Genomic DNA, 22,806 nt, shown 5'->3' with positions numbered 1-22,806 from the left:
AGACAAGCGACTCGAGGGGGGTAGGCACTGGACCTGGACATTTCTCGAAGTGAATTTTATACTTTCTTATCTTGTTAAAAAACCTGAGCAGGGAAATATCCCGCTCAGGTTTTGTTTTTTATTTTACACTCGAATTAAAGTTGTAGAAGAATTTAGCTGTGATTGAGCCATCTTTGTTTTCCACAATGTTTGTTACATGGATTCCTGAATCTGCAGGTGTGTCGCTAAAGCCCTTCCAGAAGTAGTAAGAGCCCGAGTGTACATTACCAGATACCGGAGTGATCTTGCTGCCTGTTTTGAAGAAGTCACCTGAGTCACCGCGGTTAACGTTCTTTTCAAGATCATATAATCCGTCTGCCTGAAGGACAGATAAACCATAGTGAGTGACGACATCACCATTGCTTGCCGTTTGTGACTGGTTGTATTGGAAGCGTTTGTTCATCCAGTTCTCCACGTTATTTGGACGGAAGCCGGCAGTCTGGTAAAGATTAATGACATTTTCATCGACATGCCACGCAACTAAACCTTTAGAATTCTCTCCCTGACGGATTAACCCCTTGTTGAAGCCGTCCTGCTGAACGTTTTCAAATAAGAAGTATTCCGTGCCATTTGAGCCTGGAACCTCCATTTTTACAATGCCGTTATCTGCTGTTGCTTTATTGATTGGTGGCAATGTAATTTCTCTTACACCTTGGCTAGGCTTCACTTCAATTGGATTTGCCCATCCTAAGAATACCTTTGAGAATGGATCAAAATGTGTCGGTGAGTTTCCGCTGTAAACCGAAGCATCAGGGTAGCGCATCCATGACCCGCCTGCCATCATTGAATAGTTCCCCACACCTTCTGATGTGTAAACCGTATCATAGAAATCAGGCAAACCTAGAGCATGTCCAAATTCGTGTGCATAAACACCTGTCTGCGCTGGGAATGGACCCGTTTTCGCTTCTTCTTTGTACGTACCTGTTGCAGCATCAAATCCTGCAACGTTACCGCCGATACCCGGCTGGATGTTGTAGTTGTTAACAATCACGCCATCATATGTCATGTCCTCTTTAACCGTTTTGTTGATCCAAGCGCTTTGACTCATACCTTCATACTGATCAGATGGCTTGCCTGTTTCATAGTATTTTCCATAGTATAAAGCACTTAGGAGGCTCCACTTGTGAGACCAGAACTGTGCAGGGTCGCGGCTGAATTCTGCTCCTGTTCCTTCATGGATAACGAACACGTTCGGCACTTCGCCATTCTCGGCATATTGAGAGAAGTCTACCTGCTCATCGGCTGCTTTCAACAGGTCGCGAATGAATTCACCAGTATGTGCATCTCCGTTTTCGTTACCAAGTACGTACTTTCCGCTTTCAGCATATTTGCCTTCTTGATCCAAATAGTATGAAGCACCTTTTGGCATCTCTACCCACACAAATTCAGTATTTTCTTTGCGGACCAAGTTGACTTTTCCATAACTTGATTCTTTATAAGCGTTTTGCATTGTACGGTCTTTCGGAACTTTTGCTCCATCATATTGTTTGAACTGTTCAAGTTCATAGGGGTTATACTCTGTGCCAAAAATCAAGTCCTCATAGTATTTTGCAGGGACTTGTCCCTTCATATCACCTACAGGTTCATCACCCTCAGGATACTTAGCTAAAAGAACTAAAACCGGAACATCCCCTTTTGCTTCTCTGTAAGCAACATGATTATCTCCTGGCTGCTGAAACTTTGTTCCATTTACTGCTGCTTTCTCAGCAGGATCCACCTTTGAAATATCGATTCCCAGTTTCTTCGCTTTATCGACAAGTTCAGGTGCTGCACCAACATGGTGCGCAAGGCTGATTTCATATTTACTTTGTGGTTTTACGGTTGAATCATTTGCACTGACTCCAGCAAATACAGCGCTTCCTGCCAACGCAAGAGACAGCGCTGAAGTGGATAGGACTTTTAACATGATGTCACTCCCTATTAATATATTTCTATATCCTAAATATTATAAAATATTCAGTATATTCTAAATAGGGATTTTGTATGGTTTGATAGATTAGACAGTAATACAAAAGGCTTATTTTTCAGAATTTTTTATCATATTACCAATTTATTACCGGCTGGGTCACTCATTCTTCGTTTTTCTATATCATTTATACGATAAATAAAAACACCAATATAGCTTCTTGGTTACCAACAATCCAGAAATTAGGAAAAGAGGGCACCAATAAGGCCTATTGGATACCTAAAAGAGAAAAATTTGGAAAAAGAGGGCACCAATAAGATCTATTGGATACCTAAATGAGAAAATTATGGAAAAAGAGGTCGCCAATAAGGCCTATTGGATACCTAAAAGAGAAAATTATGGAAAAAGAGGTCGCCAATAAGGCCTCTTGGATACCTAAAAGAGTTAATTAAACAGTTGTCTCAAATTAGCAACAAACCCATCTTACAGAAAAAAAAAAGACTCAGGCAAGCTCGATTTTCAACGAGTTTGTCTGCAGTCTGAGGCATCGCAAAAGCAATGCTTTTCTCTTTATATCCTACAATATATCCAGCCAGATTTTAATAGCTGTACCAAGGATCAATACTGCCAAGATGTACTGAAGAATTTTGGTATTAACCTTCTTACCTGCATTTGCACCAAGAGGAGAAGCGATCAAGCTTGCTACAACCATGATTAGTGCCGGAACATAATCTACCTGGCCAGTCACGACTTTGCCGACTGTAGATCCAATAGAAGAGATAAATGTAATTGCCAGCGAAGTAGCAATTGTCATTCTTGTTGGTATTTTAAGGACAACAAGCATGATTGGAACTAGCAGGAATGCACCAGCTGCTCCTACGATACCTGCCCCTACCCCAACGATAAATGCAAATGCCGCCGCAAGCCATTTATTGAAAGTAACCTGGTCAAGTGGAATATCATCGATACCCTTTTTAGGAACAAACATCATAACTGCTGCAATCAGAGCAAGGATACCATAAGTAACGTTGATGCCGCCTTCTGACATGAATTGTGAGCCATAGCTTCCGATCAAGCTACCAATCAGGATGCTTGCACCCATATAAATAATTAATGTCTTATTCAAGTAGCCGCCTTTGCGGTAAGCCCAGACTCCCCCGATTGTAGCGAAGAATACCTGTACCGCGCTGATTCCAGACACTTCATGCGCACTGAACGCAGCCAAACCAAACAATGGTGGAATGTATAATAGCATAGGATATTTAATGATGGAACCGCCGATACCGACCATTCCTGATATAAAAGAACCAATAAAGCCAATTAAGAAAATGACGATTAAAAAGTTTAAATCCATTAGGCTTCCTCCTTATTCTTCATAAGCAAAATGTGTTGCTAAAACCAGTTAAAACTATTTTTAAAAACATAAGAAAAGGGGGACAAGCTCCCCCTCCGTTCAATTAGGCTTTCTTCATCCAGAACTTGAACACACCGTTTTCTTCTTCATGCTTAATAAGTTCATTTCCAGTAGACCCCGCCCAAGCAGCTAGATCTTTTACAGCGCCTTTGTCAGTTGTATGGATTTCAAGTACTTCACCAGATTGGATATCAGCGATTGCTTTTTTTGTCTTAACGATCGGCATTGGACAAGCAAGTCCTTTTGCATCTAAAACTTTTGCTACGTTCATGTTAAAATTCCTCCTAAGATGTTTTACTTCTTGATAATTGATTGATCATTTCTATTTAAGATGCACCTCAGGAAGATTTGTTCCACTCCCCCTGAGGATAATTTGAATTATCTTACCGCACAGCGGTTTGGCCCGATTTCCATTTCTCTTTGCTTTTCATCATCTGGGCTGATTTTACCCATGTTTGTTTCACGAATCTCCTGATAAGCATTTGGCTGTGGCGGCAGATTCTCTGTTACAAGCTTTCTGAACTCAGCTTCGTCTTGAATGTTCAAGCCGTGGTTCTTTTCGAAAAGAGTACCTAGTTTTTCAGATACGCTTCCGTCTTCATTCAGCTCATCGATGATCATGAAGTGAGCTGGAAGTACAAGAAGTTCATTGGAAAGCTGTTTGAAGCGATTGTATAGTGAGTTTCTTAGGTCAGATACCCAGTCTTCTGCCTTACCAGCCAAGTCGGGACGTCCGATTGAGTCAATGAATAGTATATCTCCTGATAGAAGATACTTTTCATCTACTACGAAAGATGTAGATCCGATTGTGTGGCCTGGAGTATACAAAGCATTGATGTCGATGTTTGTCTCACCGATTTTCACATTGTTGCCATCTTCTAAAGGCTGATAGTTGAATGTAACTTCTTCAGCATCTTTTGGTGGAAGCCAGTATGATGCACCTGTTGCTTCAGCAATCTTCCTGCCGCCAGAAATGTGGTCAGCGTGCAGGTGAGTATCAAATACATGCTTGATTTCTACGCCAATTTCCTTAGCGAAATCAAGGTAAATATCAGTCATCCTTGTTGCATCGATCAATGCAGCCTCACCATTTGATGCGACCATGTAAGAAAGACATCCCTTGCCAATGCGGACAAACTGGTACATAGCTCCGCCATCTTTAAGATCGCCGACCTTAACAGGCTCAAGGTGTTCGCTCCATGCTTTCATTCCGCCCTGAAGATATGAAACTTCACGGCCAGCTTCTTCAAGCATTTCAGCAACCATCACGGAAGAACCTTCTTTTGCACATACAACAAGGACTTCTTTGTCAGTTGGAATCTGATCAAGAATTTCTTCAACACCATCAAGTAAATCAAAATATGGGATGTTCAAATATTCAAAGTTCTCGCCTTCGATTTTCCAATCATTAAAGTCTGTTTCATTGCGGACATCAAGAATAAAGAATGGTTCTTTGTTGAATACCTTTTTCGTAACTTCTTTAGACGTCATAGCTTTCATATTCATTTTTACCTCCTGGGGTATATTTTTGTCAAAAAAATTATTTTACTTTTGATTCAGTTGGTCCATTCCAATCAGACATGCCTGGCACAACGTTCCAAACATTTTCAAAACCATTGCTTGCAAGTGTTTGAGATGCCATGTCACTTCTGTTTCCAGTGCGGCATACAACAAGGAATGTTTTTGTTTTATCAAGTTCTGACACACGGCTTTCAAGCTCACCGAATGGAATTGAAAGAGCATTTGGAATATGGCCAAAAGCATATTCAGCTGGTTCTCTAACATCAAGGACAACAACATCCTCGTTTGCTTCAAGTTTCTTGATAACATCCTCGTTTGAAACAACGTTTGGATATTGTGTTTCTTCTTTCTCTTCACCTGCTCCGCCTTTACGGATGTAGTGCTTAAGAACATCGCCTTCTTCAATTGTTCCAAGATATTGGTGGCCTGAGCTCTTTGCCCATGCTTGAATATCCGCCTTAGACCCTTTATCCGTTGCGAGCAATTCTAAAACCTCGCCAGGATTTAAAGTGTTGATTGCTTTTTTTGTTCTGACAATCGGCATTGGGCAAGCAAGCCCTTTTGCATCGACTGTGGAATTTGTTTTTACTGTATCCATTGTTCGACCTCCACTTTGAGTTTGTCTATGAAGTTATTTTCACTTAGAGCAGCGAGCCGCCCTAAGTGAAAGTCCCTTATTAAATGAACAGGTTGACATTGCCATTTTCAGCGTCAGCAAGATATGCTGCTACACCGGCAAATTCAACACCTTCCATGATCTCTTCTTGTCTTAGACCAAGCAGGTCCACAGTCATTTGGCAGGCAACAAGCTTAACATCCTGTTCCTTAGCCATCTCGATTAGATCTGGAAGCGGCATTGCATTATGCTTCTTCATAACATCTTTGATCATTTTAGGACCAAAGCCTGCATAATTCATTTTTGAAAGACCCATTTTGTTCGCGCCTCTTGGCATCATCTTGCCAAACATTTTTTCAATGAATGATTTTTCAACCTTGATCGGCTCATCTTTCCTTAAAGCGTTCAATCCCCAGAATGTGTGGAAGATCGTTACCTCGTGATCATATGCTGCAGCTCCATTTGCAATGATATAGGCAGCCATCACCTTATCATAATCTCCACTGAATAAAACAATCGTTGTTTTTTTTGTTTCTCCCATTTACACTCTCCCTCTCTATCATTACGGTAGCGGGTATTTATCTGTCTAAAAAAATATCTATAGTTTCTAACGTGATTACGTTGTTAAATACCTTACAGGGTATATCATATAAAAATTCAGTGAGGATGTCAACAGTATTTATGAATTTTTTATGACATTAATATTTATATTAAGGCTTTAACTATTCATTTCCGTTTATGATGCTTATTTTCCGATTCATTCAACAGACTTTAATAATCAATATTATATGGTAAAAAAGCGCCAGCCCCGCGGAAAGCAAAGCGCCTGGAACGAAAATCAACAGACTTGTTTAACAGAGCCAAAAGATAAGTAGTTAAATTTGACTGTTGATTTCCGCTCCAATCAACTGCCGCTAATAACCAACACTGAGCTTAAACACAGCCCAAAACTAAAATAAGATTTTTTTTAAAAATCAAATGAGCGTTTTTAGAAATAATTAGTATAAGAGTAAATTGAGGCAACAAATAGAAGGGAACATTATTTAATAGAAGAAAAAGTTTTATCAACATAGTGTTTCTGTGGCAGTTAGCGGTATTTTTATAAGAGGTAAGGTAAGGAAGGAAAATAATTGAACCCTGGCAAGTCAAACTTTATAATTAGCAGATTGTAAAGTTTGCGCTATATAGGTTCTATTCTTCATCAAGCATTCTGTATTTCACACTTTCATCATAAAGGCCATTTTTCTTGCTCCAATACCAGATCAAGCCTGCGGATGCGGTGGATGCGATCATGACTACCAATAAGATCCAAGCTCCTGTGACCATCATTATCCCCCCTTATTTTTATGGATTTCTCGTTCTATCGAATTACTTTAACAGAAATCCATGACACCGTCCAGAGTATTTTTCAGGGGGTTGTAATATGAAAGCTCTCGGATTACAATGTGGTCAAAATAGTATAGGGGGTTAAATTATGGACCATGCATCACTGGGATTTTTCTTTGATTTATTTTACTACCTCGGAGTTCCCGTCCTGATTATCTTCATCCTTGATACTTTGCGAAAAAAGTCCAATAAAAAAGAAGACAAAATTCATATTGACTGATCAGAGCTGGAATTTTCAGCTCTTTTTTTTTTTGCTAAAAATGCCAAAAACGAAGCCTTTTTACCAGTTAAAAGGCATGTATAAAACATTTGGATAACACTATAGAAAAGTTGAATAACTGTATCTCATTATCAGATGTATGATTTTAATAGCAGATTGTGAAGAAATTGTGAAATATATGTGGTTATTTTATGAACAAGGGAGTGTCAAAATGTTTACAGACGAAAAATGGAGTTCTTCAAAGAATTGGTTCATCGCTGCTGTTTTCTGGATCATCATCGGCATGAGCATGGGACTTCTTACGGCAACAAAACAAATATGGCCAGAATTGTTAAACAATCGCTGGACAACATACGGGCATATTCGTTCTGCTCACGTCATGCTCGTTATTTACGCATGGCTTTCTATGGCGTATGTCGGTTCAATGTTTTACATGATTCCGAAACTGGCTAAAACGACGGTTTTCAGCGAAAAACTTGGGAATTTTTCTTTAATAGTATACAACGTCGTCATTTTAGAAGGTTTCTTTGCGTTACTGGATGGCCAGACCTCTGTTATTGAGTATGGCGAATTCCCGCTTTGGGTTGACGTTCAAGTTCTGATTGCTATTGGACTTGTAGCTTATAACCTTTTCAAGACTGTCGGACAAAGACAGGAAAAAATGCTGTATGTCAGCCTATGGTATTTCCTTGGTTCCCTTCTATGGCTGCCATTTACCTGGATTGTCGGCAACTTCCCGCCATCCCTTATCCCAAGCGGCGTACAACAAGGCTTAATGGGCTGGTTCCTTGGCCATAACGCGATTGGTCTTTGGATGACGACTGTTGGCGTTGGACAGATCTATTATCTGCTGCCAAAGCTAACTGGACGGCCATTATACAGCCATCAGCTTTCCATGATCGGTTTTTGGGCAATCGCAACATTCTATGTATGGAATGGACCTCACCACTTGATGAATGGACCGATCCCGAGCTGGATTTCCAAAGCCGGTGTAATTCCATCCATTGTTCTATTGATTCCTGTTTGGGCAGTTTTAGCTAACTTCTGGGGAACAATGAAAGGTTCTTGGTCACAGACTAGAACGAGTGTGCCGCTCCGTTTCACGATGGCCGGAACCATTTTTTACTTATTTGCGTGTCTTCAAGGACCGCTGCAAGCTCTTCCATCTGTAAGTTCAGTTATTAAATTCACTCACTGGACTGTAGGGCATGCACATATGGGACCATTTGGAGCGTTTTCTTTCACATCTTTCGCTGCAATTTATTACATCCTGCCAAAAATCGTTGGACGTGAAATGTTCAGCAAGAGAGCAATGGAAGCTCACTTCTGGTTCTCTACTGTTGGATTCCTAGTGTTCGCATTCTCTTTATGGATCGCTGGTGTCGTCCAAGGTTTTGCTTGGATTGACGGTGTTCCATTCCTTAAGACTGTATTAATGATGGAACCTTATGTAAAAGGACGCGCGATTGGCGGAACGATGATGTATGTCGCTCAGTTCTTCCTTGCCTGGAATATGTATAAAACAATTAAACTGGCAAAAATCGAGAAAAAACAGCAATCACAGCAACAGGCTGCTACTGCTTAAGGAGGAGGGAACAACTTGGAACGTAAACCATCATCAGTATTAATTGTTGCATTTATTTTATGGATGTTCGGTGTTGCCGGCACGGTTATCCTTCCCCTGTTCGACTCGGAAATCAACTCAGCGACCGCAAGCGGCGAGCTGCGCAATTATCCTGAGGATTCTGCCGAAGCAAGAGGAAGAGATATCTACATCCAAAACGGCTGCCAGACTTGCCACACACAGTTCGTAAGGGCATTGCCAGCTGACCAGAACCAAAACCTTGGTCCAGTTTCACAGGGAGGAGATTATAAATACGATCTGCCACAATTGATGGGTTCTAATCGTACTGGCCCTGATTTAATGTGGGTTGGTCTGAAATATAATGAAGATTGGCATCGTCAGCACTTGATCGATCCTCAATCAACTAGCCCTGGTTCGATCATGCCTTCTTTCGATTACTTGTCTAACCAGGAACTTGATGACCTTATCGCTTATTTAATGAGCCTTAAGCCGACAGAGGAACGACTCGAAGAAAGCAAAAATGAAGGAAATGGCTCATAACTTAGTTATTTGGCCAAAACCCTTTCATTTCCATAACATCATCTCCTTAAACCCGTGTTTAAGGAGATGATTTTGTAATCAACCGTATTAGAACAGCATTCAAAAAGGCAGGTGAAAAAAATGAAAAATGAACATAAAGAAGCAGATATTGTTTCGGATATCAAAATTGAACATAATAAAGTGCCTAAACTATTGGTAGCTGTATTTTATGTCGTAGCTATTTGGGCAATTGGCTATGCCCTCTTTATGCCGGGCAAATTACAGGTGGAACCTGCTGCCGCACCTCAGGAAAACAAGGGAGAACTTATTTTCACTGGTACTTGCTTAAACTGCCATGCGACAGGAGCGGCACCTGACCTTAAGGGTGTAACGGATAGGCTAAAAGAAGAAGACATTAAAAATGTAATCAAAAATGGCCGTAACACGATGCCGGCAATCGGCCACCTATATACAGATAAAGAAATAGACCAAGTCTATACGTACTTAGAAAATTACAGATAAAGAAAGGAGGATTTTTGTGATTAAAAATGTAATAAGATGGGCTTCTTTCATCATTATCTTTACTCTGCCGTTTTGGAACGGATTCAGGATGGACATTGACAACGAAAAATTGTACTTATTCGGTTTTCAGTTAAGCTATGAAGCTGGTTATCTATTTTTTGTATTCCTTTTCTTGTTCCTCATGGCTTTTTTAGCATTATCCATGATTGTATACAGGGCGTTTTGCCAATATGCTTGCCCGCATAATACCTTCAGCATGCTTTTAAACAAAATTGAAGGAAAATTAGGTGAAAAAGGCAAAGCTGTAACTTTTCTATTAAGTTTGGTTGTCAGCTTTTTTATGGCCTATGCAACCGTAAGCTATTTTTACGACCCAATCACCATCTGGAAGTCGTTAATACACTTTAAGATGGACAAATATTTCTTCCTTGTTACTTCTACAGGTGTTCTATATACAGCCCTGTCATATAAGGCAAGAAATTCATTCTGTAAAGTTTGCCCATACGGACTTGCCCAGGGTATTTCCCGTGTGGATGATAAGACAAAGTGGCTTACACATCCTGGAGTATGGATTACATGGGGAACAACTACTGCCCTTGTGCTGATTCTGCTTGTCGGATGGTTCTAATGAAAAGAGTGAGGTGAGGACATATATGAAAAAACTTCTTAAACTATCAGCTTTCGCACTAATGACCATTTCACTAACTGCGTGTTCAGAAGCAGCGGTAAAAGAGACATCTCTTGATGATGTGAATAAAAAGGAACTTCCTGAGCTGGATAAGAACTATTCTCCAAACTGGTGGAAAGACCAGCCTAACGGCAATGCCGATACAAACATGAACTGGAATGGCGAAGGCTGGATCCTGTCTGCGAACGAAGTTAGTAACGGAATAGCGATTGCAGATATTAAAACAGGCAACCCGGTAAAATATATTCAAAGTTCAGGAACACCGCACCATATCCATATGAATAAAGATCAAACGTGGGCGTTCGCAACTCAGCGTTATGGTACGAGCGTAGTCGCAATCAATATGGATACACTCGAGTATCATAATATCGATTTCCCTGGCTTTGATAAGCCCCCTGCACCACAGCATATGACTTTCTCAAGAGACGGCAAATATGCCTTCACTTCCTTGAACGCAGTTGGGGCAGTTGGTATGTTTAATGCAGAAACTGCTGAACTTGTAAAAGTATTCAAAGATGTCGGCAAAAAGCCAAGGGATTTAAATGTGACTCCCGACGGCAAGAAGCTATTTGTCAGCTTGCAGGCAGAGCCTTTCATTACTGTGATTGACATTGAATCCGGAGAAATGAGACACCTGGAAAGAACTCAGACAGACTACGGCAAAGGAACAGGCTCAGGACTTGATATGTCCAATGATGGCAAGTATGTAGCTGTTGCTAACACAGCCGATGATGAAGTAGCCATTTATGATGCTAAGAGTGAGAAGCTTTTGAAAAAAATCGGTGACATTCCTAAGCCGGTAAATTTAAGCTTCATGGGTGATACTCATGACCTTGTAACAGGTAACCGTAATGATGGCTCCATTTCCATCATTGATACTGATAAATTGAAATTCATCAGAACAGTTAAGACAGGCGCGGGTACAAACATTGCCTATCTTGGTCCGGATGGATACTGGTATACTTCCCAAAATGGTGCCGGCTATCTGACAGTATTGGACCCTGAGGAAAATTACAAAATCGTCAGAAAAATCTGGGGCGTCCAGAATATTCACTGGCTCAACTGGAGTCCAAATGGAAGCGTCATGTTCGGCTCAAACTGGGGAGATAAGACTCTAACCAAGATTGATATGACAAAAAAGAAGGATTTCAGGCAAACAATACCAGTCGGCTTGAATCCGAATGGTATTGCGCTTAAAACCAATGTTCCAAAAGACAAATTATTGGCATACCAAACAAAAAATGAAGAAGAAGCGAACAGAGTGAAGAAAGCATCCACTCTAGTCTTCCCTAAAGCAAGAAATGAAAACGAACAAGCTTTCCTTGACACATGCCTTGTATGCCATGATATTGGACGTATTATGAAAAACTCTAGTAAAACAGCGGAAGACTGGACTTCAGTTGTGGACCGGATGAAGGGTAATGGTGCTAAGATGGACGATGCATCAAGACAAATGATCATTGATTATCTTGCATCTGGCGACCATAAAACACTAAATATCAAAACAGAGCTTGAACTGGAAACCGCTGAAAAGAGTGACAAAAAGTAAAAGAAAAAATCCTAATGCTCCATTAACATTGAGCATTAGGATTTTCATCTAATTGGACGATATGATTCCATAATCGTTCGTGAAGTGTTGACTTATATTGCTGATCTTTTCTAAGAAGGTAAAATGGACGGAAACGGTCCCAGTCTTTAAAACGGCTGACAATTAGCTGTCTTGTCTGAATTTCAGGACATATCGCCAGTTTTGAAAATACGGCAACACCTAATCCATTTTTTACACCTTCCTTGATTAATGTATTGCTGTTATAGACGAGGACTGATTTCGGTTCTATATTCAGCCCTTTCCATAAATCAAGGGTTGCCTGCCTCATGGCACAGCCAGGTTCGCGGATCAGCCATGTCAAATCTGCAAGCTTTTCGGGCAATTGGTTTTCAGGATTGATTCTAAGCTGAGGTGACACACCTAGAACAAGCATGTCATCGTAGAATTCATGTGATACAAAATTATAGCGATCAGCTTGACCCTCCACAAGGGCAAGATCAATTTCTGATGCATACAGCAAATCGGTAATGTGGATGGAAGTCCCGATCGTGATCTGGATTTGGTCACTCGAAATGTCCTGATTCAATTTAATGAAGTCCTGGACCATTTTTGAAATCAAGCACTCCCCGATCGTATTGCTGCAGCCAATTTTAATGGTCTGGCTCGAATCACCCTCAGCCAATAAGCTTTCTAATTTGTCGTTCAAGGCAAGCAGCTGCTGACCATAATTATATAAAGTTTTTCCGGCCTCAGACAAAACGATTTTGCGTTTAGCCCTGATGAACAATTGTTTATTATAGTAAGCCTCCAGTTGGCTGATTTGATGGCTGACAGCCGGCTGAGACAAATTTAACATCTTGCCTGCCTGGGAGAAGCTCTCATATTTAGCCGCAGCAATGAATGTCTTTAGATGTTCCAAGTTCAATATGATCGCACCCCTTAATAACTATAGAATTGGAGGGAATAAAATGAAAAAAGCAGATATTATCGTAACCGTCTTAGTATTGTCTGTCTTTATTTTTGGATTGATGTACTTTACGAAGGACAATTCAATCACATACCGTGATGTAAAATTTGAAATCGCCTCAATGACCATTTTGTCCGCAGTTTCCCTATTCACCTATTTCGGAATCAAGAAAAATTTAAACCACTAATAACGCATTATACCATACAGGGTTTTAAAACCTGTCAAATGATTGTAAAAGAACCTGGGAAATTTTCCTGGGTTTTTATTTTTTTGCTGTGTTAAAGTACAATGTTGATTTTTTAGCACCTGTGGATTGGAGCGGAAGGCGCGCAGACTCCTCCGAAAATGCTATCGCAATTCCATCGTGCGTGGGCAGATTCGAGGAAGCTATTCAGTGTACTGGGGGATCAGCGGCCAAGGTGAGACCCCGCAGGAGCAAAGCGACGAGGAGGCTCACCTGACGCCCCACGGAAAGCGAAGCGCCTGGAGCGGAAATCAACAGACAAGTTTAACACAGCCTATTTTTTAATAGGCTCTACTTAAACCTTTAATATGAACAAACTATCCATCAAAAGATTCAAACACTAAATCATGTTAAACTAATGGATAGAAATCATTATACATCATTTCAAATTATATACCAATATGGGTATAATGAATAATTAGAATTGTACCATCTTAATTAAGCCTTAACAAAACCTGCACAATATAGAGATATAGAAAAGGAGTGATTTTAAAATGAATGAAATAGGATTGTTTTTTGCTTTCACTGCAGGGATTTTATCATTTTTTTCACCATGTGTCTTTCCCCTGCTTCCTGCTTACATAACGCATTTAACCGGTGGCAAGATCGAGGGTTCAAAGGTTGCAGTGGACCGAACTACTCTATTCACCCGTTCTTTCGGCTTCATCATCGGCTTTAGTCTTATTTTTATTGTCATGGGCGCATCTGCGTCGTTTCTTGGCCAGGTGTTCGCAAACTACAGAACGATCGTTATGCAGGCAGCCGGATTGCTGATCATCATTTTCGGTTTGCAGATGGCTGGATTGTTGAATATCAAATTTTTAATGATGGAAAAAAAGGTGCATTCTGAAACAAAATCCAAAGGTGTCTTCAGTTCCGTATTTCTTGGCATGGCATTTGCAAGTGGATGGTCACCTTGTGTAGGACTTGCGCTGTCATCCATTCTGCTGCTTGCAAGTTCGTCGGATACATTATATCAAGGCATGTACTTGCTGACTTCTTACTCTCTTGGAATGGCTGTGCCCTTCCTGGTCATCTCGTTCGTTATTTCTTATTCTTTAAAAGCAATCAAGAAAATCAACAAGTATCTTGCTAAATTGGCTTTTGTGAACGGCATGATCATGGTGGGAATGGGCTTCCTTGTACTTTCCGGACAAATGCAAAAAATTAGTGCATGGCTTTCTGCTTACAGCATATTTCAATTTTAATCTTATCTGAGGGCTGTCCGAAGGGGTGACATTCATTGTGAATAAAGATTTGATTGGCAAAAGCGTATTGGTTGTAGAGGATGACCCAAAAATCAGGACACTTGTGAAGATTTACTTAACAAACGAAGGATATGAGGTCCTTGAAGCGGACAATGGAATTCTCGCAATGAAAATGATTGAAAAATATGACCCATGCATCCTTATCCTAGACCTGATGCTTCCCGGGAAAAGCGGTGAAGAAATCTGCACATGGCTAAGGAATGATCTTGAAAGCATGATGCCTGTGATCATGCTGACTGCTAAGGCATCGGAAAAAAGCAGGATTGAAGGTTTCAAGCTCGGTGCTGATGATTATGTGGTCAAGCCATTCAGTCCTGCTGAACTGATGGTCCGTATTGAGGCCGTTCTTAGAAGGACTGCCAGCAGATGCGGAAAGTTGACTTTTACAGGTCTTACAATCAAACCTGCAAAAGGAGAAGCGAGAATCGATGGAGAACTCCTTGATTTAACAAACTTTGAATTCAGGCTCCTCCATATGTTCATGCAGCACCCTGGCCAGATTCTTTCACGGACACAAATTCTGGACTCTATCTATGAAAACAATGAAAAGGCAGTGACTGAACGGACGATTGATGTCCATATTAAGAATCTCCGTGAAAAAATCAAAGAAAAGACGCCAAAGGATTATATTCAAACTGTGAGAGGAATGGGGTATAGGTTTGCGGCGAATTAAAAGCATAGGCAATTTATTATTATCAAAGCTTGTTGCTGTGAACAGCGTTGTCATTCTGCTTGTTATCATGCTTGCAGGAATCTCCGTAAAGGATTATGCCTGCTTCCTTGTGAACCATGAGCAGATCACCGGAGCCCAACTGGTCGATACCTTAGATTCCTTCCTCATAAAGGTCAGTATCATAGCCTATATTGGAGCAGGACTTGTCCATTATTTTTCCGTAAGACGCATCGTTCAGCCAGTTAAAAAAATGGCCGCAGCAGCCAATCAAATAAAGGAAGGAAAAATCCCTCATCAAATCGAGATTTCTGCAAGAGGTGAATTAGGAGAATTGCTCACAAACTTCAATGCAATGACAGAATCACTGTCTGTCATCCAAACGAGACGGGAAGAAATGCTGCGGGATATAGCTCATGAACTAAGAACTCCGCTTACCAATGTTAATGGGTATTTGGAAGCCCTTCATAGCGGGGTTTTGACCGGCGATCGCGAATTGTTTGGATCGCTGCTGGAGGAATCCCGACGGATTACCCGAATTGTCGATTTGATATCGGAACTTGACGCCTGGAATAAAGATGTTTATTTTCTGGAAAAACAGTTTGAAGCTGTAAAAATCGACGAGGTCGTGACAGAATCAATTGCCGCCTTCAAGCTTAAAATAGACCGTCAATTTGATTCGTTTAATCTTGAGATAAAGCCTTCTCTCGTATTTGGCCATAAAGATGGACTAAAGCAAGTGATATCCAATCTTCTGCAAAATATTATCGATTATGATTTAGGCCGCCACTTATCTGTTGAAGCAAAACTTGAAGGAAAACTTTACACCATTACTTTTTCCCATAAGGGCTATTACATCGATCCGGAAAAAAAGGAGCTTATCTTTGAACGATTTTACCGTCTCGAAGAATCCCGAAGCACCAAAGCTGACGGCGCAGGTTTGGGTCTCGCGATTGCCCGGAGCATCATTGAGGCCCATAACGGCAAAATTGGACTTGAAACAAATGGACTTGATCATTCATTTTGGATAAGCCTTCCTCATCATCCCGCTTCTTAATCAATTCTTAACAAAACAGATTCATACTGTTTTAAAAAGGTTATTAACGTATGAATGTTGCTTCCTAAAGTTTAAAAGCAGCATCGTTCACGAAAAAGCCTTAAAAAAGGGAGCGAGATCGATGGAATTTACTTATTATAATGATAAAATTATTGGACAGCTTGAATACGGGTTCCTTCCTGTATCGCCAAATAGCGAACTTGGATACCGCCCTTTTGAGCTATTCGCTTCATCACTAGTGGGCTGCAGCACTTCCCTTCTTGCAAATATTTTAACAAAGAAAAGAATAGACTATAAGAGAATTGACGTAAATGTTTCAGCCGTGAGAAATCCAGACGAAGCTAACCGGATTGAACAGCTGACATTCAAAGTAAGTGTTCAAACGGATCAAAAAGAAAAGGCGGAACAGGCTGAAAAGATTGGCATTCTCGTATTGAAAAATTGCGGCATGATTCAATCGGTAATCGGCAGCATTGATGTAAAGTACCAGATTGAATTCACGCCAGGCCAGCCAAAAAAAGGTGATGTTGCTTGAATTATATAACGGTCGGCAGATTTACGCTGCCGGTAGATTTGCTTGCAGCTTTTGCCGCGATTTTTATCGGAGCAATTGTTTACTGGCTAAAGGAAAAGAAAAGCATTGGCGACTGGTATTGGAATAGTTTCTTTATTTATATCGCTATTTCAAAATTAAGCTACGGGCTCTTTAATTTTAAAATGTTCATTGATAACCCGCTATCCCTGCTCTACTTCACTGGCGGTACAAATGGACAGATTCTTGCCGTTGCCGGAATCTCACTTTATTTATTTTTTATAACCCGGAAAAAGGACAGTGGAATCAACAGGGAGGAATTTCTTCCTGCATACTTAATATTTTTCCTTCTATACGAGACAGTCTTGTTTGCCTTTTCCGAAAATCTCCCAGCGGCAGCAGTACAGGCTGCTCTTCTGTTAGGGTTCATTTTTTGTTATTTTAAGAAGGCTGGACTGAACCAGCAGCTTTCAATATTGTTCCTAATGTTAGAAGCGCTTATCCTGAGCTTATTTTCAGATTTGCTCGCAGTAGAAAACCTTTTACTATTTGCACTCGGAATCATCTTGCTACTATTTCAGCGAGTTCATAAGGAGGAGTTACCGTCTTGAACAAGAACCTATTATCTTTTGCGATTCTAGCTCTTGCGGCTGTGATTTTAGTCGTGAATATCTGGAAACCAAATTTGACTGAAAGTGAAAAGAAAACGACAGACGAAACGGAAGAATCGGTGGAAACTGAAGATATCCCCGGTGCTAAGCTTTCTGCGTTACGTGAAGGGGCTGAAGCTCCTGATTTCGAACTGAATACTCTTGATGGTAAGACAGTTAAGCTTTCAGACTACCGCGGCCAAAAGGTGATCCTGAATTTCTGGGCAACCTGGTGCCCGCCATGTAAAGCAGAAATGCCGCACATGCAGAACTTTTATGAAGAAAACAAGGATAAAGGCGTGGAAATTCTCGCTGTTAACCTGACTAATATGGATAAAGGCGTCGATGAAGTCCAAAATTTTGTTAAAGAATATGGTTTGACTTTCACAATTCCTCTTGATGAAGAAGGGACTGCCGGAACCACCTACCAGGCCTTCACCATCCCAACAAGTTATATTCTCGATGAAAATGGTGTGATCACGAAGAAAATCGTCGGTCCAATGGATGAGAATATGATGAAGAAATTAACTGGTATTCAATAAAAACAAGTCGCGGCTGATGAGCTGCGACTTGTTTTTTATTGAAGTACTTGTATTAAAAGCAAAAACCTCTGATAAAGCAGCCATTAAATACTTATGATTTTCGGTTGTTCATCTGCTGTAAAAGTTCCCTTTTCTTTTAGGAACTGCTTAATGACCTCAATAGCATGGGTACCGTGATAGGTTTTATCAGCCTCTGCTCTCTTAAACAGCTGTCTTCCGCCTCCAGCAATCTTATAATTTTTGCCCATGTCGATTTCCTTGCCGCCAATCAGCAGCTTTTGGATTCTGTTGCCTTCAGGATTATATGGCTTAAAGGCCATGAATAATCCTGAGGATCTCAAGATATAACCGCCTTTTTGTTTGAACGGATCCCTGGAGAATACCATTTCAAGATTCTTCTCAAGAGCCTTATTAAGGCGCTCCCCTGTCATCTCCATCGTAAACATTTCCGGATTCGTCGGAATGATTGTGTGCAAGTCGTATTCGGTAAGGTCACCTGCAGGCACCGGCGTTCCATACCGCCAGCCGTGAGAAAACGCCAAATCGGCATCAAATGCATTCAGATAGGCATCGGTAATCAGTTTATCCATCGGTGCTTCATTTAAGGTCATCCGGTGTAATATTGAACCTGTTTTACCGACAACGTTGGTCCGTTCCTGTTGGTAAGGCTCTAAAATATCTGCGATCATTCCAGCCATTTCCTCATCCTCTGGAAACTGCTCATCAATTGTAATTAATTCGTATTGGCAGTCTTCCATTTTTCCGTTATCAAGGGTTACATCAAGCTTGCCAAGGAAGGATGAACTTGAGCCTGCCTGAACAACGACGGTTCCATTTACCGAAATAGGCTGTTCAATTCTGTCATGGCTATGGCCAGATAGGATAATATCAATCCCATCAACTAGAGCAGCGAGTTCAACATCAAGAGGAAGTCCCATATGACTTAATAGCAACACTAAATCCACCTGGCCTTTAAGCTCTGTCACACACTTACGGGTCTCATCAACACCCTTTGAAAAAACGAGTCCTTTAGAGAAGCTATCAGGCATTGTTTCATCTACATATGGATACGTCAGTCCGATCAGTCCAACCTTTATCCCCAGCACCTCTTTGATCGTAAATGGTTTTAAAAACGTATCAGCTGGATCCTCACTCGTTACATTGCAAGCAAGTGTCGGGAAGGGCAAGCTGTTTGCCAACCATTCCAATTGTTCCTTCCCGTAAGCGAAATCCCAGTTGCCCGGAACCCAGGCGTCCAGCTGCATTTTTTCCAGAGCAGGCAAAAGTGTCTTTCCTTTTGTTGAAACAAGTGGTAGGGTACCGTGAAATAAATCCCCGCCATCAAGGAAAAGGACATTGTCGTTTTGCGCCTTTAAGTCCTTTACATACTTAGCAATCCGGGGTAAACCGCCGGTTTGTTTCAATCCAGGAGTATCCCCCCGCCAAAATAATTCGTGATGAAGACCTAAACTTCCATGAGTGTCATTCTGCTGGATGATCGTCAACTTCTTCATTGCAGCTCCTCCAATTTAATAAGGCTCTTTTCGTAAATTTCCTGTCAAAGTCTGAGATGCATGAAGCTTGCGAAAAAAGCCCTAGCCTATTTATTAATCGAAAGGAGTACCTATATGGCACTCTCTTCTTTTGCTTTTTTAACGGACCGCACAGCGGTTTGGTCCAATTTCCATCTCACGCTGTTCTTCAATATCCGGGTCGATTTTACCCATATTCGTCTGCCTGATTTCCTGATAGGAGTTAGGCTGCGGCGGAAGGTTTTCAGTAACCGTTTTTCTGAACGTTTTTTCACTGTCAATCTGCAAGCCGTGATTTTGTGCATACAGGACCCCAAGCTTTTCAGATACACTTCCGTCTTCATTCATTTCATTGATGCCCATATAATGGGCTGGAAGAACGAGGAGTTCATCGGCAAGTTCTTTATAGCGTTTGTACAATGTATCCCTCAGGTCTCCTACCCAGTCCTGTGCCAAACCAGCAAGGTCAGGGCGGCCAATGGAATCGATGAACAGAATGTCGCCCGTCAGCAAATACTGGTCATCGACAATGAAAGATGTACTTCCAATGGTGTGTCCTGGTGAATACAAGGCACGGATGACTGTGCTTCCAACCTTGATTTCATCGCCATCCTGAAGCGGTTCATAGTGGAAGGTTACTTCACCCGCATCTTTCGGAGGGAGATAGTATTTGGCTCCTGCTTTTTCCGCCAGCTTCCGGCCCCCGGAAATATGATCCGCATGAAGATGCGTATCAAGCAGGGCTACGAGCTTAAAATCCTTCCCTGACATGAACCCTTCATATTGCTCGATCATCCTGTTTGTATCAATGATCGCAGTCTCGCCATCCGATTCAACAAGGTATGATAGACAGCCCTTCCCGATTCGGACGAATTGGTAAATGGAGCCCCCGTCCTTAAAATCACCGATTTTCACCGGCTCTAAATGCTCACTCCAAGCTTTCATTCCGCCTTCAACGGAGAATACATCTTTAAAGCCTGCCTCTTCTATTTGTTCAGCCACAAACTCAGAGGATCCACCTTTAGCACAAATGACAAAAATATCCTTTTCCTTAGGCAGAACATTCATGACTGGATCAATACCTTCAAGGAGATCAAAATACGGTATATTATGAACCTTTACATTATGGCCTTCAATCTTCCAGTCATCAAAATCCTCGGTGTTTCTCGCATCAAGGATAAAGAGATCCTCATGATTAATGACTTTCCTGGCCAGTTCTTTTACTGAGATGGTCTGTACCATTTAGTCCCTCCTGTTTCAGGCTTCAATTAGAATGTTAAAGTTACATCCGCATCGCTGGCAAAGTGCAGGAAGGATGCAGCGCCGCCAACGTCAATCCCATCGACAAACGCTTCTTTTTCGAGAGCCATGACATCCATAGTCATTTGGCATGCGATCATTTTAACGCCCATTTCCTGTGCCATTTCAACAAGCTGTTCGACCGGAGGAACATTTGCTTTCTGGAAGCCCTCCTGGAAGTGTTCTTTCCCAGCAGGAAGCGGAAGCTGCTTGTGGGCTTCTTTATGGATCAGGTTTAATCCTTCAAACGTAAAGAAGATCCCTACCTCTGCATCTGTTGCTGCTGCCGCAGTTGCGATATTGAATACTTTATATGCGTCGAACATGCCGCCGTTAGCGGCGATAATAGCTACTTTCATTTTGGTCCCTCCCTATTTTTCAACTGATGTTTCTGTGGGGCCTGTCCAGTCCTTCATTCCAGAAACAACATTTATTGGTTTCTTAAAACCTATTTCAGCCAATTTTTTTGCTGCCATATCACTTCTCGAACCCGAGCGGCAAATTACGTATACATCCTCTTCAGGGTTCAATTCATTGACCCGCTGCTCCAACTCTCCAAGCGGAATTGATTTCGCATCAGGAATATGCCCGAAAGCATACTCAGCAGATTCCCTGACATCGAGGATGGTCATTTTTTCGTCGCCACCAAGCTTTGCCAGCACCTCTTCCAGGGTAGCTGTATGCGGATGCGGAGAATCATTAGTTAATTCCTCATCACTCGCTTTACGAAGATAGTGTTTCAGTACGTCTCCCTCTGTAATCGTTCCGAGATATTGATTGCCTGTACTCTCTGACCATGCTTTTAAATCTGTCGTTGAGCCTTTATCAGTTGCCTGCACCTCTATCACTTGACCAGGCTCCAATTCATTCATCATTTTCTTTGTTTTTACAATTGGCATCGGGCATGCCAGCCCTTTTGCGTCCAGAACTTTATCCGCAGAAATTGACATAGTAATCCCCCTTCATAATCAATAGTATTTATGGTCAAACGGAATCCATACAGAAAAAAAATTCCCTTTATCTATACCTCATGCGGTACAAGTTATTCCTGAAATTTTGGCTCTGTAAAAAAAGTCTGTTGATTTTCGTTCCAGGCGCTTCTTTCCGCGGGACTGGTGCTTTAACATAGCCAAATTTTTAAAAGGCCGTTGATTTCAACAAATATTTAACAGGTGAAAAATTAGTGATTAGATGGCAATGACTTTTTACTTAAATGCTGTGTTAAACGAGTCTGTTGATTTCCGCTCCAGGCGCTTCGCTTTCTGGGGGGCGTCAGGTGAGCCTCCTCGTCGCTTTTGCTCCTGCGGGGTCTCACCTTGGCCGCTGATCCCCCAGGACTTTGAAAAGCTTCCTCGAACTTGCCCACGCACGATGGAAATGCGTTAGCATTTTCGGAGGAGTCTGCGCGCCTTCCGCTCCAATCAACAGGTGCTAAAAATCAACATTGTACTTTAACACATCCTACTTAAAAAAGCTCGATCGTTTGGGAAAAGTACTAATTGGCACAATACCAATTGATAATCATTAATAAATAATAATAATTATAATTAAGTATTGATTTTTATATAATTTTAATGATAATATATTCACATAAATAGACAGTGATCAGGGGAGGATTATGTGATGAAATTAAGAGACGAAATGCCGGAATTAACTGGCGCTACTGGATGGTTGAACGGTGAAGTAACAAAAGAAGAACTTTTAGGGAAACCTACTTTAATCCATTTCTGGTCTGTCAGCTGCGGACTTTGCAAAGAGGCAATGCCGGAAGTGAATGAATTCCGTGATGAGTATGAGGATGAATTGAACATCTTGGCGGTTCATATGCCTCGCTCTGAAAATGATCTTGATGTTGCAGTCATTGAAGCAATGGCAATGGGCCATGATATCTCCCAGCCAACATTCATTGATGGTGAGCATAAACTCACAGAGGCATTTGAAAATAAATATGTTCCTGCTTACTACGTATTTGATGCAGAAGGTAAGCTTCGCCACTTCCAGGCTGGCGGAAGCGGGATGACCATGCTCCGCAAACGTGTGAACCGAGTGCTTGGAAAAGAGGAAAAATAATTAAATAAAA

At 41.3% G+C, this 22,806-nt stretch carries 26 protein-coding genes; 14 read left to right on the top strand and 12 right to left on the bottom strand.

Annotated features, from left to right (window positions below; translation table 11 throughout):
• Positions 1-118: 118 nt before the first annotated feature.
• The 7 genes from V7201_RS03645 to V7201_RS03615 form a co-directional block, all read right to left on the bottom strand.
• Positions 119-1,945 carry a M6 family metalloprotease domain-containing protein gene (locus V7201_RS03645; RefSeq protein ID WP_335375430.1) on the bottom strand — a complete coding sequence of 609 codons (1,827 nt, stop codon included), beginning with the start codon at positions 1,943-1,945 and terminating at the stop codon, positions 119-121.
• A 577-nt stretch (positions 1,946-2,522) separates the two neighbouring features.
• Positions 2,523-3,299, bottom strand: a complete 777-nt coding sequence (locus V7201_RS03640) for a sulfite exporter TauE/SafE family protein (protein ID WP_335375429.1) — start codon at positions 3,297-3,299, stop codon at positions 2,523-2,525.
• Between the two features lie 103 nt (positions 3,300-3,402).
• Positions 3,403-3,630: a sulfurtransferase TusA family protein gene (locus tag V7201_RS03635; RefSeq protein WP_335375428.1), complete on the bottom strand. Its 228-nt coding sequence runs from the start codon at positions 3,628-3,630 to the stop codon at positions 3,403-3,405.
• A gap of 107 nt (positions 3,631-3,737) precedes the next feature.
• Entirely contained in the window at positions 3,738-4,865 is a 1,128-nt protein-coding gene (locus V7201_RS03630; RefSeq protein WP_335375427.1) for an MBL fold metallo-hydrolase, read from the bottom strand.
• Positions 4,866-4,899: 34 nt separating this feature from the next.
• Complete coding sequence (locus V7201_RS03625) at positions 4,900-5,478, bottom strand: sulfurtransferase TusA family protein (protein ID WP_335375426.1); 579 nt, start codon at positions 5,476-5,478, stop codon at positions 4,900-4,902.
• Positions 5,479-5,557: 79 nt separating this feature from the next.
• Positions 5,558-6,037, bottom strand: a complete 480-nt coding sequence (locus tag V7201_RS03620; RefSeq protein ID WP_335375425.1) for a DsrE/DsrF/DrsH-like family protein — start codon at positions 6,035-6,037, stop codon at positions 5,558-5,560.
• 650 nt (positions 6,038-6,687) lie between these two features.
• A complete protein-coding gene (locus V7201_RS03615) occupies positions 6,688-6,825 on the bottom strand; it encodes a hypothetical protein (protein ID WP_335375424.1) in 138 nt (45 codons plus the stop codon).
• Between the two features lie 145 nt (positions 6,826-6,970).
• Here V7201_RS03615 and V7201_RS03610 point away from each other — a divergent pair, with 145 nt between their 5' ends.
• The 6 genes from V7201_RS03610 to V7201_RS03585 all read left to right on the top strand — a co-directional run bounded on the left by V7201_RS03610 (position 6,971) and on the right by V7201_RS03585 (position 11,965).
• Positions 6,971-7,102, top strand: a complete 132-nt coding sequence (locus tag V7201_RS03610; RefSeq protein WP_335375423.1) for a hypothetical protein — start codon at positions 6,971-6,973, stop codon at positions 7,100-7,102.
• Between the two features lie 211 nt (positions 7,103-7,313).
• On the top strand, positions 7,314-8,687 hold the full coding sequence (locus V7201_RS03605; protein WP_335375422.1) for a cbb3-type cytochrome c oxidase subunit I: 1,374 nt from the start codon (positions 7,314-7,316) through the stop codon (positions 8,685-8,687).
• 15 nt (positions 8,688-8,702) lie between these two features.
• On the top strand, positions 8,703-9,227 hold the full coding sequence (locus V7201_RS03600; protein WP_335375421.1) for a cbb3-type cytochrome c oxidase subunit II: 525 nt from the start codon (positions 8,703-8,705) through the stop codon (positions 9,225-9,227).
• Positions 9,228-9,347: 120 nt separating this feature from the next.
• Positions 9,348-9,728: a c-type cytochrome gene (locus V7201_RS03595; protein ID WP_335375420.1), complete on the top strand. Its 381-nt coding sequence runs from the start codon at positions 9,348-9,350 to the stop codon at positions 9,726-9,728.
• A gap of 16 nt (positions 9,729-9,744) precedes the next feature.
• Positions 9,745-10,356: a 4Fe-4S binding protein gene (locus V7201_RS03590; protein WP_335375419.1), complete on the top strand. Its 612-nt coding sequence runs from the start codon at positions 9,745-9,747 to the stop codon at positions 10,354-10,356.
• 25 nt (positions 10,357-10,381) lie between these two features.
• Positions 10,382-11,965, top strand: a complete 1,584-nt coding sequence (locus V7201_RS03585; RefSeq protein ID WP_335375418.1) for a YncE family protein — start codon at positions 10,382-10,384, stop codon at positions 11,963-11,965.
• Between the two features lie 22 nt (positions 11,966-11,987).
• On the opposite strand, the gene V7201_RS03580 is transcribed toward V7201_RS03585, so the two are convergent.
• Positions 11,988-12,890, bottom strand: coding sequence for a LysR family transcriptional regulator (locus V7201_RS03580; protein WP_335375417.1), 903 nt, complete (start codon positions 12,888-12,890; stop codon positions 11,988-11,990).
• A gap of 43 nt (positions 12,891-12,933) precedes the next feature.
• On the opposite strand from V7201_RS03580, the gene V7201_RS03575 reads away from it, so the two are divergent.
• The 7 genes from V7201_RS03575 to V7201_RS03545 all read left to right on the top strand — a co-directional run bounded on the left by V7201_RS03575 (position 12,934) and on the right by V7201_RS03545 (position 17,895).
• Positions 12,934-13,119 carry a hypothetical protein gene (locus V7201_RS03575; protein ID WP_335375416.1) on the top strand — a complete coding sequence of 62 codons (186 nt, stop codon included), beginning with the start codon at positions 12,934-12,936 and terminating at the stop codon, positions 13,117-13,119.
• A gap of 551 nt (positions 13,120-13,670) precedes the next feature.
• A complete protein-coding gene (locus tag V7201_RS03570; protein ID WP_335375415.1) occupies positions 13,671-14,384 on the top strand; it encodes a cytochrome c biogenesis CcdA family protein in 714 nt (237 codons plus the stop codon).
• 34 nt (positions 14,385-14,418) lie between these two features.
• On the top strand, positions 14,419-15,117 hold the full coding sequence (locus V7201_RS03565; RefSeq protein WP_335375431.1) for a response regulator transcription factor: 699 nt from the start codon (positions 14,419-14,421) through the stop codon (positions 15,115-15,117).
• Positions 15,104-16,171 carry an ATP-binding protein gene (locus tag V7201_RS03560; RefSeq protein WP_335375414.1) on the top strand — a complete coding sequence of 356 codons (1,068 nt, stop codon included), beginning with the start codon at positions 15,104-15,106 and terminating at the stop codon, positions 16,169-16,171. Before V7201_RS03565 ends, V7201_RS03560 begins: the two co-directional genes overlap by 14 nt.
• A gap of 121 nt (positions 16,172-16,292) precedes the next feature.
• A complete protein-coding gene (locus V7201_RS03555) occupies positions 16,293-16,706 on the top strand; it encodes an OsmC family protein (protein WP_335375413.1) in 414 nt (137 codons plus the stop codon).
• Entirely contained in the window at positions 16,703-17,314 is a 612-nt protein-coding gene (locus V7201_RS03550) for a hypothetical protein (RefSeq protein WP_335375412.1), read from the top strand. Before V7201_RS03555 ends, V7201_RS03550 begins: the two co-directional genes overlap by 4 nt.
• On the top strand, positions 17,311-17,895 hold the full coding sequence (locus V7201_RS03545; protein ID WP_335375411.1) for a peroxiredoxin family protein: 585 nt from the start codon (positions 17,311-17,313) through the stop codon (positions 17,893-17,895). The genes V7201_RS03550 and V7201_RS03545 overlap by 4 nt, the downstream gene beginning before the upstream one ends.
• Positions 17,896-17,978: 83 nt before the next feature.
• On the opposite strand, the gene V7201_RS03540 is transcribed toward V7201_RS03545, so the two are convergent.
• The 4 genes from V7201_RS03540 to V7201_RS03525 all read right to left on the bottom strand — a co-directional run bounded on the left by V7201_RS03540 (position 17,979) and on the right by V7201_RS03525 (position 21,676).
• Positions 17,979-19,409 (bottom strand): bifunctional metallophosphatase/5'-nucleotidase, encoded by a 1,431-nt coding sequence (locus V7201_RS03540; protein WP_335375410.1) that lies wholly within the window; start codon positions 19,407-19,409, stop codon positions 17,979-17,981.
• A gap of 138 nt (positions 19,410-19,547) precedes the next feature.
• Positions 19,548-20,669, bottom strand: a complete 1,122-nt coding sequence (locus V7201_RS03535; RefSeq protein WP_335375409.1) for an MBL fold metallo-hydrolase — start codon at positions 20,667-20,669, stop codon at positions 19,548-19,550.
• A gap of 26 nt (positions 20,670-20,695) precedes the next feature.
• The gene (locus V7201_RS03530; protein WP_335375408.1) at positions 20,696-21,085 is read right to left on the bottom strand and encodes a DsrE/DsrF/DrsH-like family protein; all 390 of its coding nucleotides are present in this window, start codon (positions 21,083-21,085) and stop codon (positions 20,696-20,698) included.
• Positions 21,086-21,097: 12 nt separating this feature from the next.
• Positions 21,098-21,676, bottom strand: a complete 579-nt coding sequence (locus V7201_RS03525) for a sulfurtransferase TusA family protein (RefSeq protein WP_335375407.1) — start codon at positions 21,674-21,676, stop codon at positions 21,098-21,100.
• 673 nt (positions 21,677-22,349) lie between these two features.
• Between V7201_RS03525 and V7201_RS03520 the strand changes: the two genes are divergently transcribed.
• Complete coding sequence (locus V7201_RS03520) at positions 22,350-22,796, top strand: TlpA family protein disulfide reductase (RefSeq protein ID WP_335375406.1); 447 nt, start codon at positions 22,350-22,352, stop codon at positions 22,794-22,796.
• Positions 22,797-22,806 lie beyond the last annotated feature (10 nt).

Origin of the sequence: Bacillus sp. JJ1122, from assembly GCF_036964885.1 — a bacterium.
In the GTDB taxonomy this organism is placed as follows: Bacteria; Bacillota; Bacilli; order Bacillales; family Cytobacillaceae; genus Mesobacillus.
This window is presented reverse-complemented; position numbering and strand designations above follow the sequence as displayed.

Bases quoted from the DNA above. Each gene is read 5' to 3' on its own strand.
- V7201_RS03645 (WP_335375430.1), bottom strand. From the start codon at position 1,945: ATGTTAAAAGTCCTATCCACTTCAGCGCTGTCTCTTGCGTTGGCAGGA.
- V7201_RS03640 (WP_335375429.1), bottom strand. From the start codon at position 3,299: ATGGATTTAAACTTTTTAATCGTCATTTTCTTAATTGGCTTTATTGGT.
- V7201_RS03635 (WP_335375428.1), bottom strand. From the start codon at position 3,630: ATGAACGTAGCAAAAGTTTTAGATGCAAAAGGACTTGCTTGTCCAATG.
- V7201_RS03630 (WP_335375427.1), bottom strand. From the start codon at position 4,865: ATGAATATGAAAGCTATGACGTCTAAAGAAGTTACGAAAAAGGTATTC.
- V7201_RS03625 (WP_335375426.1), bottom strand. From the start codon at position 5,478: ATGGATACAGTAAAAACAAATTCCACAGTCGATGCAAAAGGGCTTGCT.
- V7201_RS03620 (WP_335375425.1), bottom strand. From the start codon at position 6,037: ATGGGAGAAACAAAAAAAACAACGATTGTTTTATTCAGTGGAGATTAT.
- V7201_RS03615 (WP_335375424.1), bottom strand. From the start codon at position 6,825: ATGATGGTCACAGGAGCTTGGATCTTATTGGTAGTCATGATCGCATCC.
- V7201_RS03610 (WP_335375423.1), top strand. From the start codon at position 6,971: ATGGACCATGCATCACTGGGATTTTTCTTTGATTTATTTTACTACCTC.
- V7201_RS03605 (WP_335375422.1), top strand. From the start codon at position 7,314: ATGTTTACAGACGAAAAATGGAGTTCTTCAAAGAATTGGTTCATCGCT.
- V7201_RS03595 (WP_335375420.1), top strand. From the start codon at position 9,348: ATGAAAAATGAACATAAAGAAGCAGATATTGTTTCGGATATCAAAATT.
- V7201_RS03585 (WP_335375418.1), top strand. From the start codon at position 10,382: ATGAAAAAACTTCTTAAACTATCAGCTTTCGCACTAATGACCATTTCA.
- V7201_RS03575 (WP_335375416.1), top strand. From the start codon at position 12,934: ATGAAAAAAGCAGATATTATCGTAACCGTCTTAGTATTGTCTGTCTTT.
- V7201_RS03570 (WP_335375415.1), top strand. From the start codon at position 13,671: ATGAATGAAATAGGATTGTTTTTTGCTTTCACTGCAGGGATTTTATCA.
- V7201_RS03555 (WP_335375413.1), top strand. From the start codon at position 16,293: ATGGAATTTACTTATTATAATGATAAAATTATTGGACAGCTTGAATAC.
- V7201_RS03540 (WP_335375410.1), bottom strand. From the start codon at position 19,409: ATGAAGAAGTTGACGATCATCCAGCAGAATGACACTCATGGAAGTTTA.
- V7201_RS03535 (WP_335375409.1), bottom strand. From the start codon at position 20,669: ATGGTACAGACCATCTCAGTAAAAGAACTGGCCAGGAAAGTCATTAAT.
- V7201_RS03530 (WP_335375408.1), bottom strand. From the start codon at position 21,085: ATGAAAGTAGCTATTATCGCCGCTAACGGCGGCATGTTCGACGCATAT.
- V7201_RS03525 (WP_335375407.1), bottom strand. From the start codon at position 21,676: ATGTCAATTTCTGCGGATAAAGTTCTGGACGCAAAAGGGCTGGCATGC.
- V7201_RS03520 (WP_335375406.1), top strand. From the start codon at position 22,350: ATGAAATTAAGAGACGAAATGCCGGAATTAACTGGCGCTACTGGATGG.